This window comes from Streptomyces aurantiogriseus (assembly GCF_014649375.1).
In the GTDB taxonomy this organism is placed as follows: domain Bacteria; phylum Actinomycetota; class Actinomycetes; order Streptomycetales; family Streptomycetaceae; genus Streptomyces; species Streptomyces aurantiogriseus.
This window is the reverse complement of sequence record NZ_BMSX01000018.1, coordinates 169,497-185,459: the sequence shown is the minus strand read 5'-3', so window position 1 is coordinate 185,459 and position 15,963 is coordinate 169,497. Positions and strand designations below refer to the sequence as shown.

15 protein-coding genes and 1 tRNA gene are annotated in these 15,963 nt (G+C 71.5%); 9 read left to right on the top strand and 7 right to left on the bottom strand.

The window, feature by feature from the left end; all coding sequences use genetic code 11:
* Positions 1–6: 6 nt before the first annotated feature.
* Complete coding sequence (locus IE263_RS32990; RefSeq protein WP_189941517.1) at positions 7–777, bottom strand: TioE family transcriptional regulator; 771 nt, start codon at positions 775–777, stop codon at positions 7–9.
* A gap of 58 nt (positions 778–835) precedes the next feature.
* Between IE263_RS32990 and IE263_RS32985 the strand changes: the two genes are divergently transcribed.
* From IE263_RS32985 to IE263_RS32975, 3 genes are all read left to right on the top strand, one after another.
* The gene (locus IE263_RS32985) at positions 836–2,062 is read left to right on the top strand and encodes an erythromycin esterase family protein (RefSeq protein WP_189941516.1); all 1,227 of its coding nucleotides are present in this window, start codon (positions 836–838) and stop codon (positions 2,060–2,062) included.
* 53 nt (positions 2,063–2,115) lie between these two features.
* Positions 2,116–2,571, top strand: coding sequence for a VOC family protein (locus tag IE263_RS32980; protein ID WP_189941515.1), 456 nt, complete (start codon positions 2,116–2,118; stop codon positions 2,569–2,571).
* A gap of 356 nt (positions 2,572–2,927) precedes the next feature.
* Positions 2,928–3,011, top strand: a tRNA-Leu gene (locus tag IE263_RS32975).
* 73 nt (positions 3,012–3,084) lie between these two features.
* Here IE263_RS32975 and IE263_RS32970 read toward each other — a convergent pair.
* Positions 3,085–4,419, bottom strand: a complete 1,335-nt coding sequence (locus IE263_RS32970; protein WP_189941514.1) for an SGNH/GDSL hydrolase family protein — start codon at positions 4,417–4,419, stop codon at positions 3,085–3,087.
* 176 nt (positions 4,420–4,595) lie between these two features.
* Here IE263_RS32970 and IE263_RS32965 point away from each other — a divergent pair, with 176 nt between their 5' ends.
* Both IE263_RS32965 and IE263_RS32960 read left to right on the top strand, forming a co-directional pair.
* Positions 4,596–5,915, top strand: coding sequence for a DUF445 domain-containing protein (locus IE263_RS32965; protein ID WP_189941513.1), 1,320 nt, complete (start codon positions 4,596–4,598; stop codon positions 5,913–5,915).
* 53 nt (positions 5,916–5,968) lie between these two features.
* A complete protein-coding gene (locus IE263_RS32960) occupies positions 5,969–7,522 on the top strand; it encodes an MFS transporter (RefSeq protein WP_189941512.1) in 1,554 nt (517 codons plus the stop codon).
* A 705-nt stretch (positions 7,523–8,227) separates the two neighbouring features.
* Here the strand turns inward: IE263_RS32960 and IE263_RS32955 are convergent.
* Entirely contained in the window at positions 8,228–9,718 is a 1,491-nt protein-coding gene (locus tag IE263_RS32955) for an alginate lyase family protein (RefSeq protein ID WP_189941511.1), read from the bottom strand.
* Positions 9,719–9,889: 171 nt separating this feature from the next.
* Positions 9,890–10,339: a hypothetical protein gene (locus tag IE263_RS32950; RefSeq protein WP_189941510.1), complete on the bottom strand. Its 450-nt coding sequence runs from the start codon at positions 10,337–10,339 to the stop codon at positions 9,890–9,892.
* 264 nt (positions 10,340–10,603) lie between these two features.
* Between IE263_RS32950 and IE263_RS32945 the strand changes: the two genes are divergently transcribed.
* Entirely contained in the window at positions 10,604–11,677 is a 1,074-nt protein-coding gene (locus IE263_RS32945) for a GlxA family transcriptional regulator (protein WP_189941509.1), read from the top strand.
* Between the two features lie 118 nt (positions 11,678–11,795).
* Here the strand turns inward: IE263_RS32945 and IE263_RS32940 are convergent, their stop codons facing one another.
* Entirely contained in the window at positions 11,796–12,098 is a 303-nt protein-coding gene (locus IE263_RS32940) for a hypothetical protein (RefSeq protein ID WP_189941508.1), read from the bottom strand.
* A 161-nt stretch (positions 12,099–12,259) separates the two neighbouring features.
* Between IE263_RS32940 and IE263_RS32935 the strand changes: the two genes are divergently transcribed.
* The 3 genes from IE263_RS32935 to IE263_RS32925 all read left to right on the top strand — a co-directional run bounded on the left by IE263_RS32935 (position 12,260) and on the right by IE263_RS32925 (position 13,935).
* The gene (locus IE263_RS32935; protein WP_189941584.1) at positions 12,260–12,685 is read left to right on the top strand and encodes an Hsp20/alpha crystallin family protein; all 426 of its coding nucleotides are present in this window, start codon (positions 12,260–12,262) and stop codon (positions 12,683–12,685) included.
* Positions 12,686–12,851: 166 nt separating this feature from the next.
* Positions 12,852–13,328, top strand: coding sequence for a DUF2267 domain-containing protein (locus tag IE263_RS32930; protein WP_189941507.1), 477 nt, complete (start codon positions 12,852–12,854; stop codon positions 13,326–13,328).
* Positions 13,329–13,467: 139 nt separating this feature from the next.
* Entirely contained in the window at positions 13,468–13,935 is a 468-nt protein-coding gene (locus IE263_RS32925; RefSeq protein WP_189941506.1) for a hypothetical protein, read from the top strand.
* Positions 13,936–13,974: 39 nt separating this feature from the next.
* Here IE263_RS32925 and IE263_RS32920 read toward each other — a convergent pair whose 3' ends face one another.
* On the bottom strand, positions 13,975–15,075 hold the full coding sequence (locus IE263_RS32920) for a CU044_5270 family protein (protein ID WP_189941505.1): 1,101 nt from the start codon (positions 15,073–15,075) through the stop codon (positions 13,975–13,977).
* Complete coding sequence (locus IE263_RS32915) at positions 15,072–15,821, bottom strand: RNA polymerase sigma factor (RefSeq protein WP_189941582.1); 750 nt, start codon at positions 15,819–15,821, stop codon at positions 15,072–15,074. The genes IE263_RS32920 and IE263_RS32915 overlap by 4 nt, the downstream gene beginning before the upstream one ends.
* Positions 15,822–15,963 lie beyond the last annotated feature (142 nt).

The following is a 15,963-nucleotide window of genomic DNA, read 5'->3' as shown; positions in this document are numbered from 1 at the left end:
CGTGACCTAGTAGGTGTTGTCCAACCTCTGAGGGCCCCAGTTGGTCCGCTCACGTAGGTACGCTTCCAGCTCTGCGGCTCCGGCCAGCATCGTCCGTCCGCGGGCGGACAGCCGACCGTGCCATTCGCGCAGGGCTGTCTCCAGCGGCTCCAGCCCGCCGGCCGCCCGCACCTGGGCGATCAGCGGGGCGATCTGCTCCAGCAGGTAGCCGCCTTTCCTGAGCTGGTGGGCCAGCCGGGCATCCCGGACGTCGGCCTCGTCGTAGATGCGGTAGCCGGTCTGCGGGTCGCGGCGTGGGCGCACGAGCCCGGCCCGCTCCCATTTGCGCAGCGTCGCGGGTCGGATCCCGAGCTTCCCCGCCAGCGGCCCGATGAAGGTGCCGTCGGCCCCGGGCACCGCGGTCGGCTCGGGCTCGGACGCCCCCGTGCGCCCCAACTCGCTGAGGGCGCTCTCCACGGCATGGAGGGTCCGCCGGTCGTCGAGCAGTTGGGCGTGGCTTTCGTCGATGAGGCGGAACGCCTCGTCGACCGCGCCCCGGTTCACCGCCCGCATGATCGACGTTGCCGTCTGGTGGCCGTGGCCGGGCACCAGGGCAAGAAACGCGCGCAGGGCTCCCGCGTGCAGCGGGGTGTAGATGCGGTAACCGTGGGGTGTGCGACCGGCAGCCGGAAGGATGCCGGCCTCCTCGTAGTTCCTGATCGCCTGCGTGGACAGACCGTGCCCGCGCGCCAGATCAACCGGCCTGAGCCGCTCGCCGCTTTGAAGGTTTCGCACCATGGTGCTGACGGTATCGCGCAAAAGTTTCCACCGAAGGTTCAACGATAGCGTTCAAGGCATGGTTACCGACATCAAGGACACCGCCCATGCCGTCGAGGCTGCCGCCGTCATGAGGCTGCTCCCGGCCCGGCCCCGGGTGCTCGCCCTGGGCGAGCCCACCCACGGCGAGGACGCTCTGCTCGAGGTGCGCAACGAGCTCTTCCAGCAGCTCGTCGAGCAGGAGGGCTACCGGACCATCGCGATCGAGAGCGACTGCATGATGGGCCTGGTCGTGGACGACTACGTCACCTCGGGCACAGGCACCCTCGACGAGGTCATGGAGCACGGGTTCAGCCATCCGGAGCTTGGGCTCGGCGCGTCTGCGGCCAACCGCGAGCTCGTGCGCTGGATGCGCGCCTACAACGTCCGCGCCGACAACGACGGCCGGCCCGCGTCCGAGCGGCTCCGCTTCGCCGGTTTCGACGGCCCGCTGGAGATCACCCACGCCGCGAGCCCCCGGCAGGCCCTCACCGCACTCCACGGCTACCTCGCGGCCCGGGTGGACGCGGACCTGCTCCCCTGCACCGCGGACACACTCGACCACCTGCTCGGCACCGACGACCGGTGGACCGATCCCGCCGCGATGATGGACCCAGCCCAGTCCGTGGGGCAGTCGGCCGAGGCCGGCCGGCTGCGGCTGCTCGCCGACGATTTGGTGGCGCTGCTCGACCAGCAGACGCCGCACCTGATCACGGCGACCTCGCGGGACGACTGGGACCGGGCGCGCCTGTACGGGCGCACCGCCACCGGCCTGCTGCGCTACCACTACTGGATGGCCGACACCTCACCGGCCCGCATGACGCGGCTGTGCGCGTTGCGGGATTCGATGATGGCCCACAACCTCCTCGCCGTCGCCGCTCGTGGCCCGGCACTCGTCCATGCCCACAACTCCCATCTCCAGCGGGAGAAGAGCGCGATGCAGATGTGGGAGGGGCCGGTGGAGTGGTGGAGCGCCGGTGCGCTCGTGAGCGCCCAGCTCGGCGAGGAGTACGCCTTCGTGGCCACGGCCCTCGGCACGATCCGGCACGAGGGAGTGGACACGCCGCCGCCGGACACCGTCGAAGGACTCCTGTACGCCCTCCCGGCGGACCGCTGCGTCATCGACGCCCCGCGGCTGGCCACCGCCCTCGGCGACACACGGCCCGCGCCTCGCGTATCCCCCTGGTTCGGCTACGCCTCGCTCGACCCGGCCCACCTGGCGGACAGCGACGGGATCTTGTTCCTCAAGGACATCCCGCAGGGCTAAGGGCCTGTTGCGCAAGTGGATCGTCTGTCAGACCTGCCTGGGATGCTCCGAGCATGGAGATGACAGTGCAGCTGACGATCGACTGCTCCGATCCGCAGAGAATGGTGACTTTCTGGGCCGAGGCCCTGGGCTACGTGCCTGAGCCTCCGCCGGGCGGGCATGCCACGTGGCGTGCTTACTGGGCGGCGGTGGGGGTGCCCGAGGCAGAGTTGCCGGCCGGCGCCGGGGATGTTGCGGAGTCGATCATCGATCCCGTGGGACGTGGACCGAGGGTGTGGTTCCAACAGGTTCCGGAGCCGAAGGTCGCCAAGAACCGGTGGCACTTCGACCTGAAGGTCGGCGGTGGCCGTGACGTCCCACTGGACGTCCGCACACAGCGGGTCAAGGCTACGGTGGAACGGCTGGTCAAAGCTGGTGCCACCGTGCTGCGGATCAAGGATGAGCCGGACATGGGGCTCTACGCCGCCGCCATGCAGGACCCCGAGGGCAACGAATTCGACGTCGTCTGAGGGCCGTTGCGACGGTGCTGGTCACAGCCACTCGTTCACGGCTGCGACCAGCACAGTCGCTTCGTGGCGGACGGAGAACCTCCATCACGGAGGTGCTGCGTCGCCTGGGCCGCAGGAACAGCGCGGCGCAGCGGAAGAAGCTGCGGCAGTGGATCATCGACGACCACCTGACGACGGCACACTGCCTGGGGCAGGCGCACCAGCGGGGAAGGCCGGCCCCGAATGCCAAACGGCCTGAGGATGTTCCGGTACAGCACAAGAGGAACCATCGGACGGCGACAAAGCGCCTACGCCAAGCGCTGGTGCCGGGGCGGCAGAAGGCGGCCGACGACTCCCGGTACGATGGCAGGCGGCTAGCGGCGGTGGCGCAACGGCGACGCAGCAGACTTAGGATCTGTGGCCCTTGATCGGGCTTGAGGGTTCGAATCCCTTCCGCCGCACATCAAACGGCCTGCGAATCGAAGGAATGATGCGCAGGCCGTTTTCCGTGTACGGATCAGCCCGACCCGCCCGCTACAGCCGCGCTGGCGCCGCCCCCTCCAATTGCCCCAGCTCGATGACCTCCGCCATCCTCCGGTACCCCTTGTCGCTGGGGTGCAGATGGTCCCCCGAGTCGTAGTCCGAGCGCAGGCGCCGAGGGTCGTAAGGATCGCGGAGCTCCTTGTCGACGTCCGCGACCTCGTCGAAGACCGAGCCCGAGCGGATGCCCTCGTTGATCTGCCGGCGGACGCCCTCGCGGGCGACGGTGTAGCCGCGGTGGCCGTAGAAGGGCATGAGGGTGGTGCCGACGACCTTGATGCCGCGGGCGTGGGCGCGGTCGACGAGGGTGCGCAGGCCGGTGAGGACGGCGTCGGGATCGGCGAGGGTGCGGTTGCGCAGGATGTCGTTGACGCCGAGGTCGATGACGACGACCCTGACGTTCGGGCGGCCGAGGACGTCCCGCTCGAAGCGTCCCAGCCCGCTGGGGTTGTTCGCGGGCCGGCCGCGTCCGTCGGCGAGGACCTGGTTGCCGCTGATGCCCTCGTTGACGACGCCGTAGCGGGGCGCGTCCGCGCCGGAGGCGAGCGCGGCGCGCAGCCGGTCGGAGAGCACGTCGGGCCAGCGGCGGTTGGCGTTCATGGTGGAGGTGACGCCGTCGGTGATGGAGTCGCCGAAGGCGACGACGGTGCCGTCGGCCTCGTTGCTGAGGACGTCCAGGGCGGTCAGGTAACGCCAGTAGGCGCTCTGCCCGGTGTACGCGGCTCCTGTCGTGTCCTCGGTGTGCTCGCCGTCGGCGACGTAGCTGGTCTGCCGGGCGCGCGGATGGAAGGTGACGGGGCCGGAGGACGTGGGTGTGTAGGTGCTGACCAGGATGTCGGAGTCCTGGGGGACGGCGAGGGCGACGGCGTCGCTGACGGTCTGGCCGCCCACCGGGACGACGACCGTGAGGGCACCGCCGAAGGTGAGCCGGCGCAGGGTGCCGGCGGCCGCGGCGGGGGTGTCGTCGCCGGCCGCGACGGCGAGGGTGGCGGCGGTGACGGTCAGCGGCTGGGTGCCGTAGAGGTTGGACAGGGTGATGCGGGCGCTGGTGCCGCCGACGCTGGTGTGGACGACGTTGCGGACCGTGCGTCCCGCCATGCCGTCCGTCTCGGTGAGGGGCTCGCCGCCGACGGGGGCGGCGGCCCAGGTGCCGACCCAGACGCCGGTCGAGACGGGGGCGGCGGGGTTGTGGGCCGAGCGGGGTGCGGCGAGGGTGTCCTCGGTACGGCCGTGTCCGGCGTCGACCCCTATGTAGATGGCTGCTGAAAGGGCCACGATCACGGCGATGATCGCGGACAGCAGGGCATAACCGTGATGAGGCTTGGTCATGCGGGTGTGGTTCTCCTAGGCGAGGGAGCGGCGAGGCTCCGAAAAGACATGCAGGAGGTCACCGTTGAGCTCCCCCGGCTGATAGACGCCGGGAACTCTTGTTTTGTTCCAGGAGTCGGTCATGTAGGGACAATGTTTGCGTGGGTGACGCGGGGGATCCGGAACGGGTGGAGTGGATGGATCGTACGGAAACGGTAGAAGCGGAAGAAAAGGTGCTGGGTGCGGCCCGCGCCATGACCGTCTTCAGCGCCGCCGACGAGGAGCGGCAGCGCGGGGTACGGCGGATGAAGCTCACCGCGACCGGGATGCTGCTGTTCGTGGCCGTGGTGTACGTCCTCGCCGAGTGGGCCTCCCATCAGGGCGCCGGCGCCTGGGCGCGGTATGTGGCGGCGGCCGCCGAGGCCGGCATGGTCGGCGCGCTCGCCGACTGGTTCGCGGTCACGGCGCTCTTCCGCCATCCGCTGGGCCTGCCCATCCCGCACACGGCGATCATCCCCACCAAGAAGGACCAGCTGGGCGTCACCCTGGGCGACTTCGTCGGTGAGAACTTCCTCTCCGAGGACGTCGTACGGCAGCGGCTGCGCGCGGTCGGCATCGGCAGCCGGCTGGGCGCGTGGCTGGCGGAGCCGGGGAACGCGGACCGGGTGACGTCGGAGCTGGCGACGGCCCTGCGGGGCGCGCTGACGGTGCTGCGCGACTCTGACGTGCAGGCGGTGGTCGGCGAGGCGATCACGCGGCGGGCGGACGCGCAGGAGGTCGGGCCGGGGCTGGGGAAGATGCTGGAGGGGATCGTCGCGGACGGCGGTCACCGCCGGGCCGTCGACCTGGTGGTGACCCGGGCGCACGACTGGCTGGTGCTGCACGCCGACTCCGTGATGGACGCGGTGCAGGGCGGCGCGCCCGGCTGGACGCCGAGGTTCGTCGACCGGAAGGTCGGTGAGCGCGTCTACAAGGAGCTGCTGCGGTTCTGCGCGGAGATCCGGGACATGCCGTCCCACCCGGCCCGTGGTGCCCTGGACCGCTTCCTCACCGACTTCGCCTCCGACCTGCAGTCCGACACCGACACGCGCGCGCGGGTGGAGCGGCTCAAGGGCGAGGTGCTGGGCCGCGGTGAGGTCCAGGACCTCATCGCCTCCGCCTGGACCGCCGTACGAGCCATGATCGTGTCGGCGGCGGAGGACGAGCGCAGCGAGCTGCGCCTGCGGGTGCGGGCCGCCCTGCTCTCCCTGGGCACGCGCATGGCCACCGAACAGAAGGTCCAGGACAAGGTCGACAGCTGGGTCGAGGGCGCGGCGGTGCACGTCGTGACGACGTACCGCAAGGAGATCACCTCCCTCATCACGGACACGGTGGCCGGCTGGGACGCCGAGCACACGACCCGCAAGATCGAGGCACACATCGGCCGTGACCTGCAGTTCATCCGGATCAACGGCACGGTGGTGGGGTCGTTGGCGGGGTTGTTGATCTATACGGTGAGCCGGGGGCTGGGGGCGTAGCCACTCCTCCTCGGGGCACCCGACCGGGGTTCCGCTCGACGAGGAGGGAGCCCATGAGCACCGCCGCACAGGCAGCGACCGGCCGAACCGTCACCACGAACATCCCCGCCCGTCTCGACCGTCTCCCATGGTCGCGCTGGCACTGGACGATCGTGATCGGTCTCGGCACCGTGTGGATCCTCGACGGCCTCGAAGTCACGGTCGTCGGCAACATCGCGAGCCGGCTGTCGGAGCCGGGCAGCGGACTGCCGATCACCTCCGGGGAGGTCACCGGCATCGCGGCCGCGCTGTACGTGGCGGGTGCCTGCGTCGGTGCCCTCTTCTGGGGCAGGCTGACCGACCGCTGGGGTCGTAAAAAACTCTTCATGATCACGCTCGCGGTGTACCTCGCGGCCACCGCCCTCACCGCGTTCTCCTTCGACACCTGGTGGTTCCTGCTCTTCCGCTTCCTCACCGGCTTCGGCATCGGCGGTGAGTACGCGGCGATCAACTCCGCGATCGACGAGCTGATCCCGGCGGAGTACCGGGGCCGCGTCGACCTGATGATCAACGGCAGCTTCTGGCTGGGCGCGGTCGGCGGTTCGCTGCTGTCGATCGTCGCGCTGAACACGGACGTCTTCGCGGCGAACGTGGGCTGGCGTCTGACGTTCGCCCTCGGCGCCGTCCTCGCCCTGGTGATCCTCCTCGTACGACGACACGTCCCGGAGAGCCCACGCTGGCTGCTGATCCACGGCCGGGACGGCGAGGCGGAACGGATCGTCTCCGCCATCGAACGGCAGGTCGAGGCCGAGAAGGGCGAGCCGCTGCCGCCGGCCGAGGGCGAGATCACCATCCACCAGCGCCGCAGCGTGTCCTTCGTGGAGATCGGCCGCACGGTCTTCTCCGAGTACCGCCGGCGCGCGATCCTCGGCTTCTCCCTCTTCATCGGCCAGGCCTTCCTCTACAACGCGATCACCTTCGGGTTCGGCGCGATCCTGACGACGTTCTTCGACGTGCCGAGCGGCGACACCGGCTACTACTTCGCCGTCATCGCCCTCGGCAACTTCTGCGGCCCGCTGCTGCTGGGCAAGCTGTTCGACACGGTCGGCCGCAGGGTGATGATCTCGTCGACGTACCTGCTCTCGGGCCTGTTCCTCTTCGGCACGGCCTGGCTGTTCGACCAGGGTGCGCTGAGCGCGAGCACCCTGACGGCCTGCTGGTGCGCGGTGCTGTTCTTCGCGTCGGCGGGCGCCTCCAGCGCCTACCTCACGGTCTCCGAGGTCTTCCCCATGGAGACCCGCGCGATGTCCATCGCCTTCTTCTACGCCCTCGGCACCGCCGCCGGCGGCATCAGCGGCCCCCTGCTCTTCGCCGACCTCACCAGCACGGGCAAGGTCGGCGACACGGTCCTCGCCTTCCAGATCGGCGCCACCCTGATGTGCGCGGCGGGCCTGGTCGCCGCCTTCCTCGCCGTCCACGCCGAACGCCGCTCCCTGGAGGACATCGCCAAGCCCCTGACAGCGGCGGCGACAAAGGCAAGGACGAAGGTGACAGCCGCCGGAACGCCCGGCTCACGGGACTCCCAGGGCCCCCGGGGCCCACAGGGCCCGAAGACAGCGACGGCGTAACGGCCGGGCCCCGAGCGGCACCCCTGGCCGACGTTCCAACTGCCGCAGGGGCGCAACCGGCGGGGGAGGGACGCGCGGGCCTCGGGGCTCCCAGGGCCCCGGGGGCCCACAGGGCCCCAAGACAGCGACGGCGTAACGGCCCGGCCCCGAAGTGCACCCCTGCCCGGCGTTCCAACTGCCGCAGGGGCGCAACCGGCGGGGGAGGGACGCGCGGGCCTCGGGGCTCGCAGGGCCCCGGGGGCCCACTGGGCCCGAAGACAGCGACGGCGTAACGGCCGGGCCCCGAGGACTGCAGCGCCCGAAGACAACCGTGATGGCCCCGGCCAGCGCCCCTGGCCGACGTGTCAACCGCCTGCAGGGGCGCAACCGGCCGGGGCGCAGTGGCGGCAGTGGCCCCGTGTGAAGTGCAGGGGGTGCGGCCTGCGGGGGTCAGGTGGCGGAAGCCCCCTGGTGAGGTCGAAGGGGCGGAGCCCTGCGTGGAGTGCAGGGGCGTAGCCCCGCTGGAAGTTCAGGGGGAGGCCCGCGCGGGTTCAGAGGCGGAGGCCTGCGTGGGGTTCAGGGGCGGAGCCCCGCTGGGGGTTCAGGGGGCGGAGCCCCCTGGTGGGGTTGAAGGGGCGGAGCCCCTGGAGGTCGGGAAGGGTAGGGGCGGCGGGGGCGAGGAAACCCTGGCTCAGCCGACCCCCTCCGCCCCAGCCGCCACGGGGCCTACTTGCTGTGGGCCCCGCCCCCCGTCCGCCCCCTCCGCCGCAGCAACAGCAGCCCGCCCGCTAGGGCGGTGACCCCCGTCGCGGCGGTCCAGGCGACGACATCGGTGGAGCCGGTGGAGGCGAGGTCGCCGCTCCTCCCGCCGGCCGGGCTGGGGGCCGACCCGGCCACGGCGCTCGAGCCGGACGCCGAAGCCGACGCCGACGCCGACGGGCTCGCCGAGGAGTCGGACGCCGCAGCGGCCTCCGAGGCCGACGGCGACGGCACCCCGCCCCCACCACCGGAGGTCCCCGCCGACTTGTCCCGCGTGAACGCCAGCGTCCCGAAGCCGAGTTGGTCGTAGCCGCCGCTGTTGGGCCCGTAGTCGCCGCCACCGCCCTCGGGGGCGGCCTTGGCGGCGATACGGGTGAGGTACGGGGCGGACAGCCCACGCCGCTTGGTGTAGTGGTTCGCGATCATCGCCCAGATCGGACGGGTCATCGTCGGATCGACGGCGGCCGCGTCGGAGGCGGTCTCCGTCCCCGACCAGCCGCCGATCGCCCCCTTCTTGCGGGTGTTGGCCGTGTAGGCGACATCCCCGCCGAGGCTCCACTTGGCCACGTACTGGGCGCCCTTGAAGAAGCGGCTGTCGTCGTAGCCGTAGAGATCGATGCCCTGGTTCCAGGCCATCTCGCAGACGGTGCCCATGAGGCCGACGCCGAGCAGGGCGTGGCCCTGGTCGCGCCCGGCCTCCAGCCACTCGCCGAGGCCGTCGTCGTGGACGACGGGAATGGCGTTCTTGACGGAGCCGAGGCCCGCGCCGTTCTTGAAGTACTCCACGGCCCGCTCCACCCGCGCGCTGTCGTCGCAGAAGATGCCGGTGGCGAGGACGCAGGCGAGGGCGGTGAGGTCCCAGTTGGGCCAGTAGTTGGTGACGACCGCGTTGTTGTGGTCCTTCAGGAAGCTCTCGCTGAGCGGCGCGAAGACGCCGGTCAGCATCTTCTGGAAGCGCTCGAGCTCGAAGTCGTCGCGGTCGCGGACGAGTTCGGCGGCGTTGGCGATCTGGTAGCCGTACAGCCCGGCAGCGAGAAACCGGTCGGCGGAGCCCGCGAGCGAAGTCAGCTTCGCCGACCAGGCGTTGAGGATCGCGACGGCCGTGTCGGCGTGGGCGGTGTCGCCGCCGACGTGGTAGCGCAGGGCGTTCTGGTAGGCGGCGTGCACGTCGTTGTAGAGGGTCCGGTAGTTCTGCGGGCTGCCCGAGCCCCGGTACACGGTCGCCTGCGGATTGGCCGTCCAGCCGCTCTGCGCGTGCCGGTTGGCGGTCAGCTTGGCGTATCCGGCGACGTAGGGCGCGGCGACCGCCTTCACCTTGGCGGCCATGCGGTCCAGGTCGGCGCGGGTGTGCAGCAGCCCGGGGTGGGCGTAGGCGGCGGTGCCGGCGGCGGACGCGGTCCCGGTGGCACCGATACCCACGGCGGTGGCTCCGGCCGCCACGCCCGCGGCCTTCAGCATGCTCCGGCGGCTGATCTGTCGAGGTCGAGTCCCGTACATGCCCCGGGAGACGTACGGGATCGCGGGCCGATAACGAAAACTGGGCGCCGAAGCCAGTCAACGCGCCCGTCCCCGCCCCCGTCCCCGCCCCGTCCACACCTCCGACTACTCGGTCTGCTCCGTCTGCTCCGTCTACGCGCCGGTCGTAGACCCCGGCCGCACGATCATCAGCACCGTCACCACCGCCCACAGCAGGTTGAACACCCCGGTGAACATGGCGAGTTGGACGGTCGCCTCCCGCGTCCCGTCGCCCTCGACGAGCGTTTCCTGACGGGGCAGCACCAGGACGACGAGGACGACCGCCGCCAGGAAGGTCAGCACCGTCGACACGATCAGCCAGGCGTCGCCCATCACCCCCATCGCGCTCGCCGTGAAGAACCCGAAGACGGGGACGGCGATGCCGACGCCCGCGTACACCCGGCAGATGCGGTGCAGCAGCCGTACGGTCTCGGTCGCGCGGGTGTCGTCGGGTGCGGCCAGGGCCCGGCGGGCGGCGGGCGGGAACATGCTGGCGGCGACGGTGACGGGACCGATCGCGACGATCGCGGCGAGGACATGGACGGCGAGGAGGAACTTGGTCACGGGCCGACGGTAGGCGGGCCGAGGATCTTGCAGAAGTGGCGGGAATGCCAGAGAGCAACGGATTTCCGCCAGGGGCCTGGGCGGCGGCGGACGGGCAGCGGCAGATGGCATACGGGCTGGTGGAGGGGATCGGTGGACGGGACCGGTGGACGGACCGGTGGACGGGACCGGTGGACGGGACCGGTGGACGGACCGGTGGAGGGACCGGTGGACGGACCGGTGGACGGGGTTGGCCGCAATCCGTCGCACGCCTACGATCCCGCCATGCACACCGTCGCCGTCCTCGCCCTCCACGGGGTCATCCCCTTCGACCTGTCCGCCCCGATCGACGCCTTCGGCTGGGCGCGGCTGCCCGACGGCCGGGAGGCGTACCGGGTGCGGGTCTGCTCGCCGTACCCCGCGGGCGAGGTCAGCGCGGGGGCGTTCACGGTGCGGGCGCCGTACGGGCTGGAGGCCCTCGCGGAGGCGGACACGATCATCCTGCCCGGCGTGGAGAACCCGCCCGACCCGCTGCCGGCCGGCGTCACGGAGGCTTTGCGCGACGCGGCGGCGAACGGTACGCGCATCGCCTCGATCTGCGTCGGCGCGTTCCTGTTCGCCGCGACGGGCCTGCTCGACGGCCTGCGCGCGACGACCCACTGGATCGCGGCACGCGACCTGACCGAGCGCTACCCGAAGGTGACCGTCGACCCGAACGTCCTCTACGTCGACAACGGCCAGTTCCTCACCTCCGCGGGCGCCGCCGCGGCCCTGGACATGTGCCTGCACATGATCCGCAAGGACCACGGCTCGGCCGTGGCCGCCCAGGCCGCCCGCATGTCCGTCATGCCGCTCGAACGGGAGGGCGGCCAGGCCCAGTTCATCGTCCACGACCTGCCGCCCGCCCCCGCCGGAGCCACCCTCGAACCGGTGCTGCGCTGGCTGGAGGAACACTGCGACCGCGACCTCACCCTGGACGACATCGCCGCCCACGCCGGCATGAGCACCCGCACCCTCAACCGCCGCTTCCGCGAACAGGCCGGCACGACACCGCTGCAGTGGCTGCACCGGGCCCGGGTGCGGCGGGCGCAGTACCTGCTGGAGACGACGGCGTACCCGGTGGAACGGATCGCCGCCCGGACGGGCTTCGGCTCCCCGACGGCCTTCCGGGAACGCTTCCGCCGGGTGGTGGGGACGAGCCCGCAGGGGTATCGGCGGGCGTTCCGGTCGGGGACGGTGGAAGGGGCTGCGCAAGGCTCGGTGCAGGGGACGGCGCCGGGCTCGGTGCAGGGGGCCGCGCGAGTCTCGGTGCAGGGGGCGGGCGCCGGGCCCGATGCAAGAGGCGGCGCAGGCTCGTGACGGGCTGACCCGAGCCCTGCGAGGCTCAGGCCCGCCGGTCGGCCGCGCGGGGACGCAGCCACGCCGCCGAAGCGGGGCGGCAGCTCAGCCGCTCAGCCGCGCTGCTCAGCCGCGCTGCTCAGCCGCGCCGGTCCGCCACCGCCCACGAGGCCAGCGCCACGGCACCCGCGACCCCGAACACCGACGGCCAGGCGCCCACCTTCTTGGCCAGCGGATGCGACCCGGCGAAGGCGGCGACGTACGCCGCGGTCAGCGCCCCCGCGGCCTTCCCGCCGGCCGCCTGCCGCCACTGCTGCGCGGCAGCGGCCCCCGCGGCGGCCAGGACGACCCCGCCGAGCTGCCGCTTCTTCGTCCACCGCGCCACGCCGTACCCACCGACGAGCCCACCCGCGGCGATCACCGCACTGGGAACCTTCGCCATCCCGCCTCCTCAGCCTGAGAGCCGTCCGTCGTCCCGAGGCTAACGCTCAGGCCAGGCCCCGCATCGAACCTGAGTCGAGGCTTGTCAAGTTTCCTCCTCGGAGTTATATAAGTACTCGTAAGGGCATCGCACACAGTTCCTGAAGAGAGGAGTGGACCGTGATGCTCATGCGAACCGACCCGTTCCGCGAATTCGACCGACTCGCGCAGCAGGTCTTCGGCACCGCCAACCGACCCGCCGCGATGGCGATGGACGCCTACCGGTCCGGGGACGACTTCATCGTCCACTTCGACCTCCCCGGCATCGACCCCGAGACGATCGAGCTGGACGTCGAACGCAACGTCCTCAGCGTCCGCGCCGAGCGCCGTTCCCCCGCCCCCGAGGGCGCGGAACTGCTGGTCGCCGAGCGCCCGACGGGCACCTTCACCCGCCAGCTCTTCCTCGGCGACACCCTCGACACGGACCGCATCGACGCCTCGTACGAGGCGGGCGTCCTGACCCTGCGCATCCCCGTGGCCGAACAGGCCAAGCCGCGCCGGATCCAGATCTCCGGCGGCGACAGCGGGCGCAAGCAGCTGAGCGGCTGAGCGGCTGAACGGCTGAACGGCCGAGCCGGCGCGCGACCGCCCCCTCCCCCCGCGTCCCGTGGGCCCGGAGTCCTCCTGGACCACGGGACGCGCCCACGCCCCTGCCCGCCGCCCCCGGACACACCGGATCCAGGCTTACCCGGCCCCAGAGGAGGAGCACCGAAGGATGACCGCGACGACGACCACCCCGCAGCCGGCGAGGACCGTGATCCCCCGCCCCCACAGGAGGCGTCCCCCCGCTGACGACGGCTGGGCGGAACTGATCGCGGCCGTGCAGGAGGCGGGCCAGTACACGACCACCGCCGAGGCCGAACGCATCACCCGCATCGTCCTGTCCGCCCTCGGCGGCCACGTCACCGGCGACGAACGCGTGGCCCTCGCCCGGGCGCTCCCCACGGAGGCGGCCGCAGTGATCGCGTCCCAGATCCCGGCGACCCGCCCCCAGCCGGCACCGGAATTCGTGGAAACGGTCGCCGCCCGCATCGAGGGGGCCACGCCCGCCACGGCCCGCTGGGACGTCAGCTCGGTCCTGAGCGTCCTGCCGAAGCTGGTCGGCGAGGACCTGACCAGCCGCGTCCTGGACCAACTCCCGCCCGGCTACGCCCTGTTGTTCGGCAGGGCGGAGCTGGCATCCCGCACCTGACCGGCTGAGAACGGCCGCCGCCGCCGGCGTACGCACGCGGGTACGGCAATTCGCTGGCGGCGGCGGTGGGGGAGGGGAGAGGCTGTCGAAGTCGACGTTGCCCAGGCTTCCTTGCCTTCCTCGAGGGGACTGACGCCGTGTGACCGGCCCCGTGTCCGACTCCGAGCCGCCGGAACACGCGAGGTTCGCCGAGTACCTCCGTGCCCTCGGCGAGGTGTCACCGGCGGAGGAGGCAGATCTGATCCGCCACATCCTCACGGACCCGGACCGCCAGATGGCGCGTTCGGCGGTGATCCGTCATCTGGACCGCAGGGCGCCGGCCGTCCATGAGGCAGGGGAAGCGTGGGAGAGCTGGGCGGAGCCACTGCGCGAGGTCATGGGCAAGGACCCCTTCCTGGTGACGCGCCTCCAGGAATGGACCCTTCTCCACACTCTCACCCTCTCCGACCGGCCCTGGGCCCCCGCCGCCCTGGCCTCCGCCTCGGACTGGCTGCACCGCAGACTCACCGAGACTCCGGACGTCCCCGCCCCCGTACTCGCCTTCCTGGCCGAGCACGGGCGTACGCGGAGGATCCGCACGGCGGCGGCGAGGCGCGGCACGGGCTGATGCGGAAAGGCTGATGCGGCAAGGCTGATGCGGCACGGGCTAGTTCCGCGCGGCCCGGCGACGCTCGTCGGGTTCCTGACCGCGCTTGTCGACGACGGCACGCTCCAGCACGGCGGTCGTGTCGATCACCGTCCCCGCCTTGCCGCGCTTGGTGTCCCGGCTGAAGACGGTGCGTTCGCCGAGGTAGTCGAGGGTGGTCCGGTCGAAGATCCACTCCGTACGGGTTCCGTCCGCGGTGTCCTCACGAGCGATGGCGATCCCGTGCCGCCCCGCCGCGTCCACGGCGTCGGGCAGTTCGGTCACCCCGGGGATCCTCGCGGCGGCCTTGTAGAAGGCGGCGGCGGTCGCGGAGGGCATGATCTGCTCTCTGATGAGGTCTCCGATCTGCCCGAAGACGGCCTGGTCCCGGTCCCCGTCGTCCCAGGTGTGCGGTGTCTCCTTGTAGAGCAGCTTCAACAGTTCGCCGGGATCGGTGGGCAGTGAGGCGAGCCAGGCGTAGGTGCGCCGTTCGATGCCGGCCGGAATCCCGGCGTCCGCGGGATCCGTCCCGTCCTCCACCCCGACCTCGATCGGCCAGTCCTGCCCGTACTCACGGATCAGTCCGATGTCGATCGTGGGCTCGGGATCCTGCGAGAACCACACCTGTCGTTCATGAGGTTCGCCGAGCTTGACGGGCCCTTCGAAGGCGCCTTCGTTCTCGGCGACCTTGCTGCGGACGTAGACGAACTGACTCTCCTTCACCGCCTCGACGTCACTGCGCAGGGCGACGGAGGCGATACGGTCGAGCGTCACGACGGCGCTGTGAGTGGCCCCGCCCGTGCTGCTCGCGCCGGGCCGGGCCGCCGTACCGCCCCCGTGCCGCCCTGCGCCGACCCCGACGGTGAGCGTGGCGGCGACCGCGACGGCGACCGAGGCGGCGACGAGAGCGGGCCGCGAGAACCTGCGGGGACGGGGCAGAGAGCGGGTGCTCTCCGCACGGCGCTCGCGATCACGGTCGATGAGCTGCATCAGAACGTCCTTGTGATGGGAGTGACGCCCAGGAGACAGCCGCTGCTCGACGGGAACGACGGGCAACAGCCGCGCCAGCTCCTCACGCTCCTCGCGCTCCTCCTGCTCGGGACCGGCCGGAGTGGAGTTCATCGGGCTTCCTCCTGAAGGGGCAGGGCCACGAACGCGGCCTCACTCTCTACCTCTCCGCGACGGGAACGCGGTTCCATGAATCCCGTACGAGTGCCGGATCCCGTATGCGCGCCAGGCGCCGTACGCTCCCTACGCGCTGTACGAGCGGTACGAGCGGTACGAGCCGCATGTGTCGTCGTACGCCCCGCAGCCCCGGGGGCACGGCCGCCATCCCCCGCCTCCCGCTCCACGAACTCCCGAAGCCGAGCACGGGCCCGGGACAACCGGGACCGCACGGTCCCCACAGGCACCCCCAGCGCCTCCGCCGCCTGCGCGTAATCGAGCCCGGCCCACACGCACAGCGCGATGACCTCCCGCTCGTGCCGCCGCAGCCGCTTCAACACCCGCTGCACCTCAGCGAGCCGCCGAGCGTCGTCGATCCGCGAGACGGCCTCGTCGGCGAAGTCGTCAACGGCCTCCGGCTCCCCCCGCCGCGAAGCGAGAAAGGCCAGCCGCCGCCGCAGACTCCGCTGAGCGTTGAGGGCCTTGTTGGTGGCGATCCCCAGCAACCAGGGCCGCAGGGACCCCCCACCCTCCAGAACGTCCCCCCGCCCCCGCCAGGCAGCGAGAAACGTCTCCGACATGACCTCCTCGGCCACGGACCAGTCACCGGTCAGCCGAAGGGCATGGTTGTAAACGGCGGAGGCATGGGCCTCGTACAGCTCGCCGAACGCCTCCCGCTCCCCGCCCCGGACACGCACCCGCAGCCGACGGGCATAGCCGTCGTCACCGTCATCGTCTTCGTTGGACCTCACACTCGTACCTCTCCGGGGCGGGGGGAAGGTTCCAGTGGCGCTGCTCACAGACCGCCGGCCGCATCCCGCCCCCGAAAGCACCCCGTCAATGACA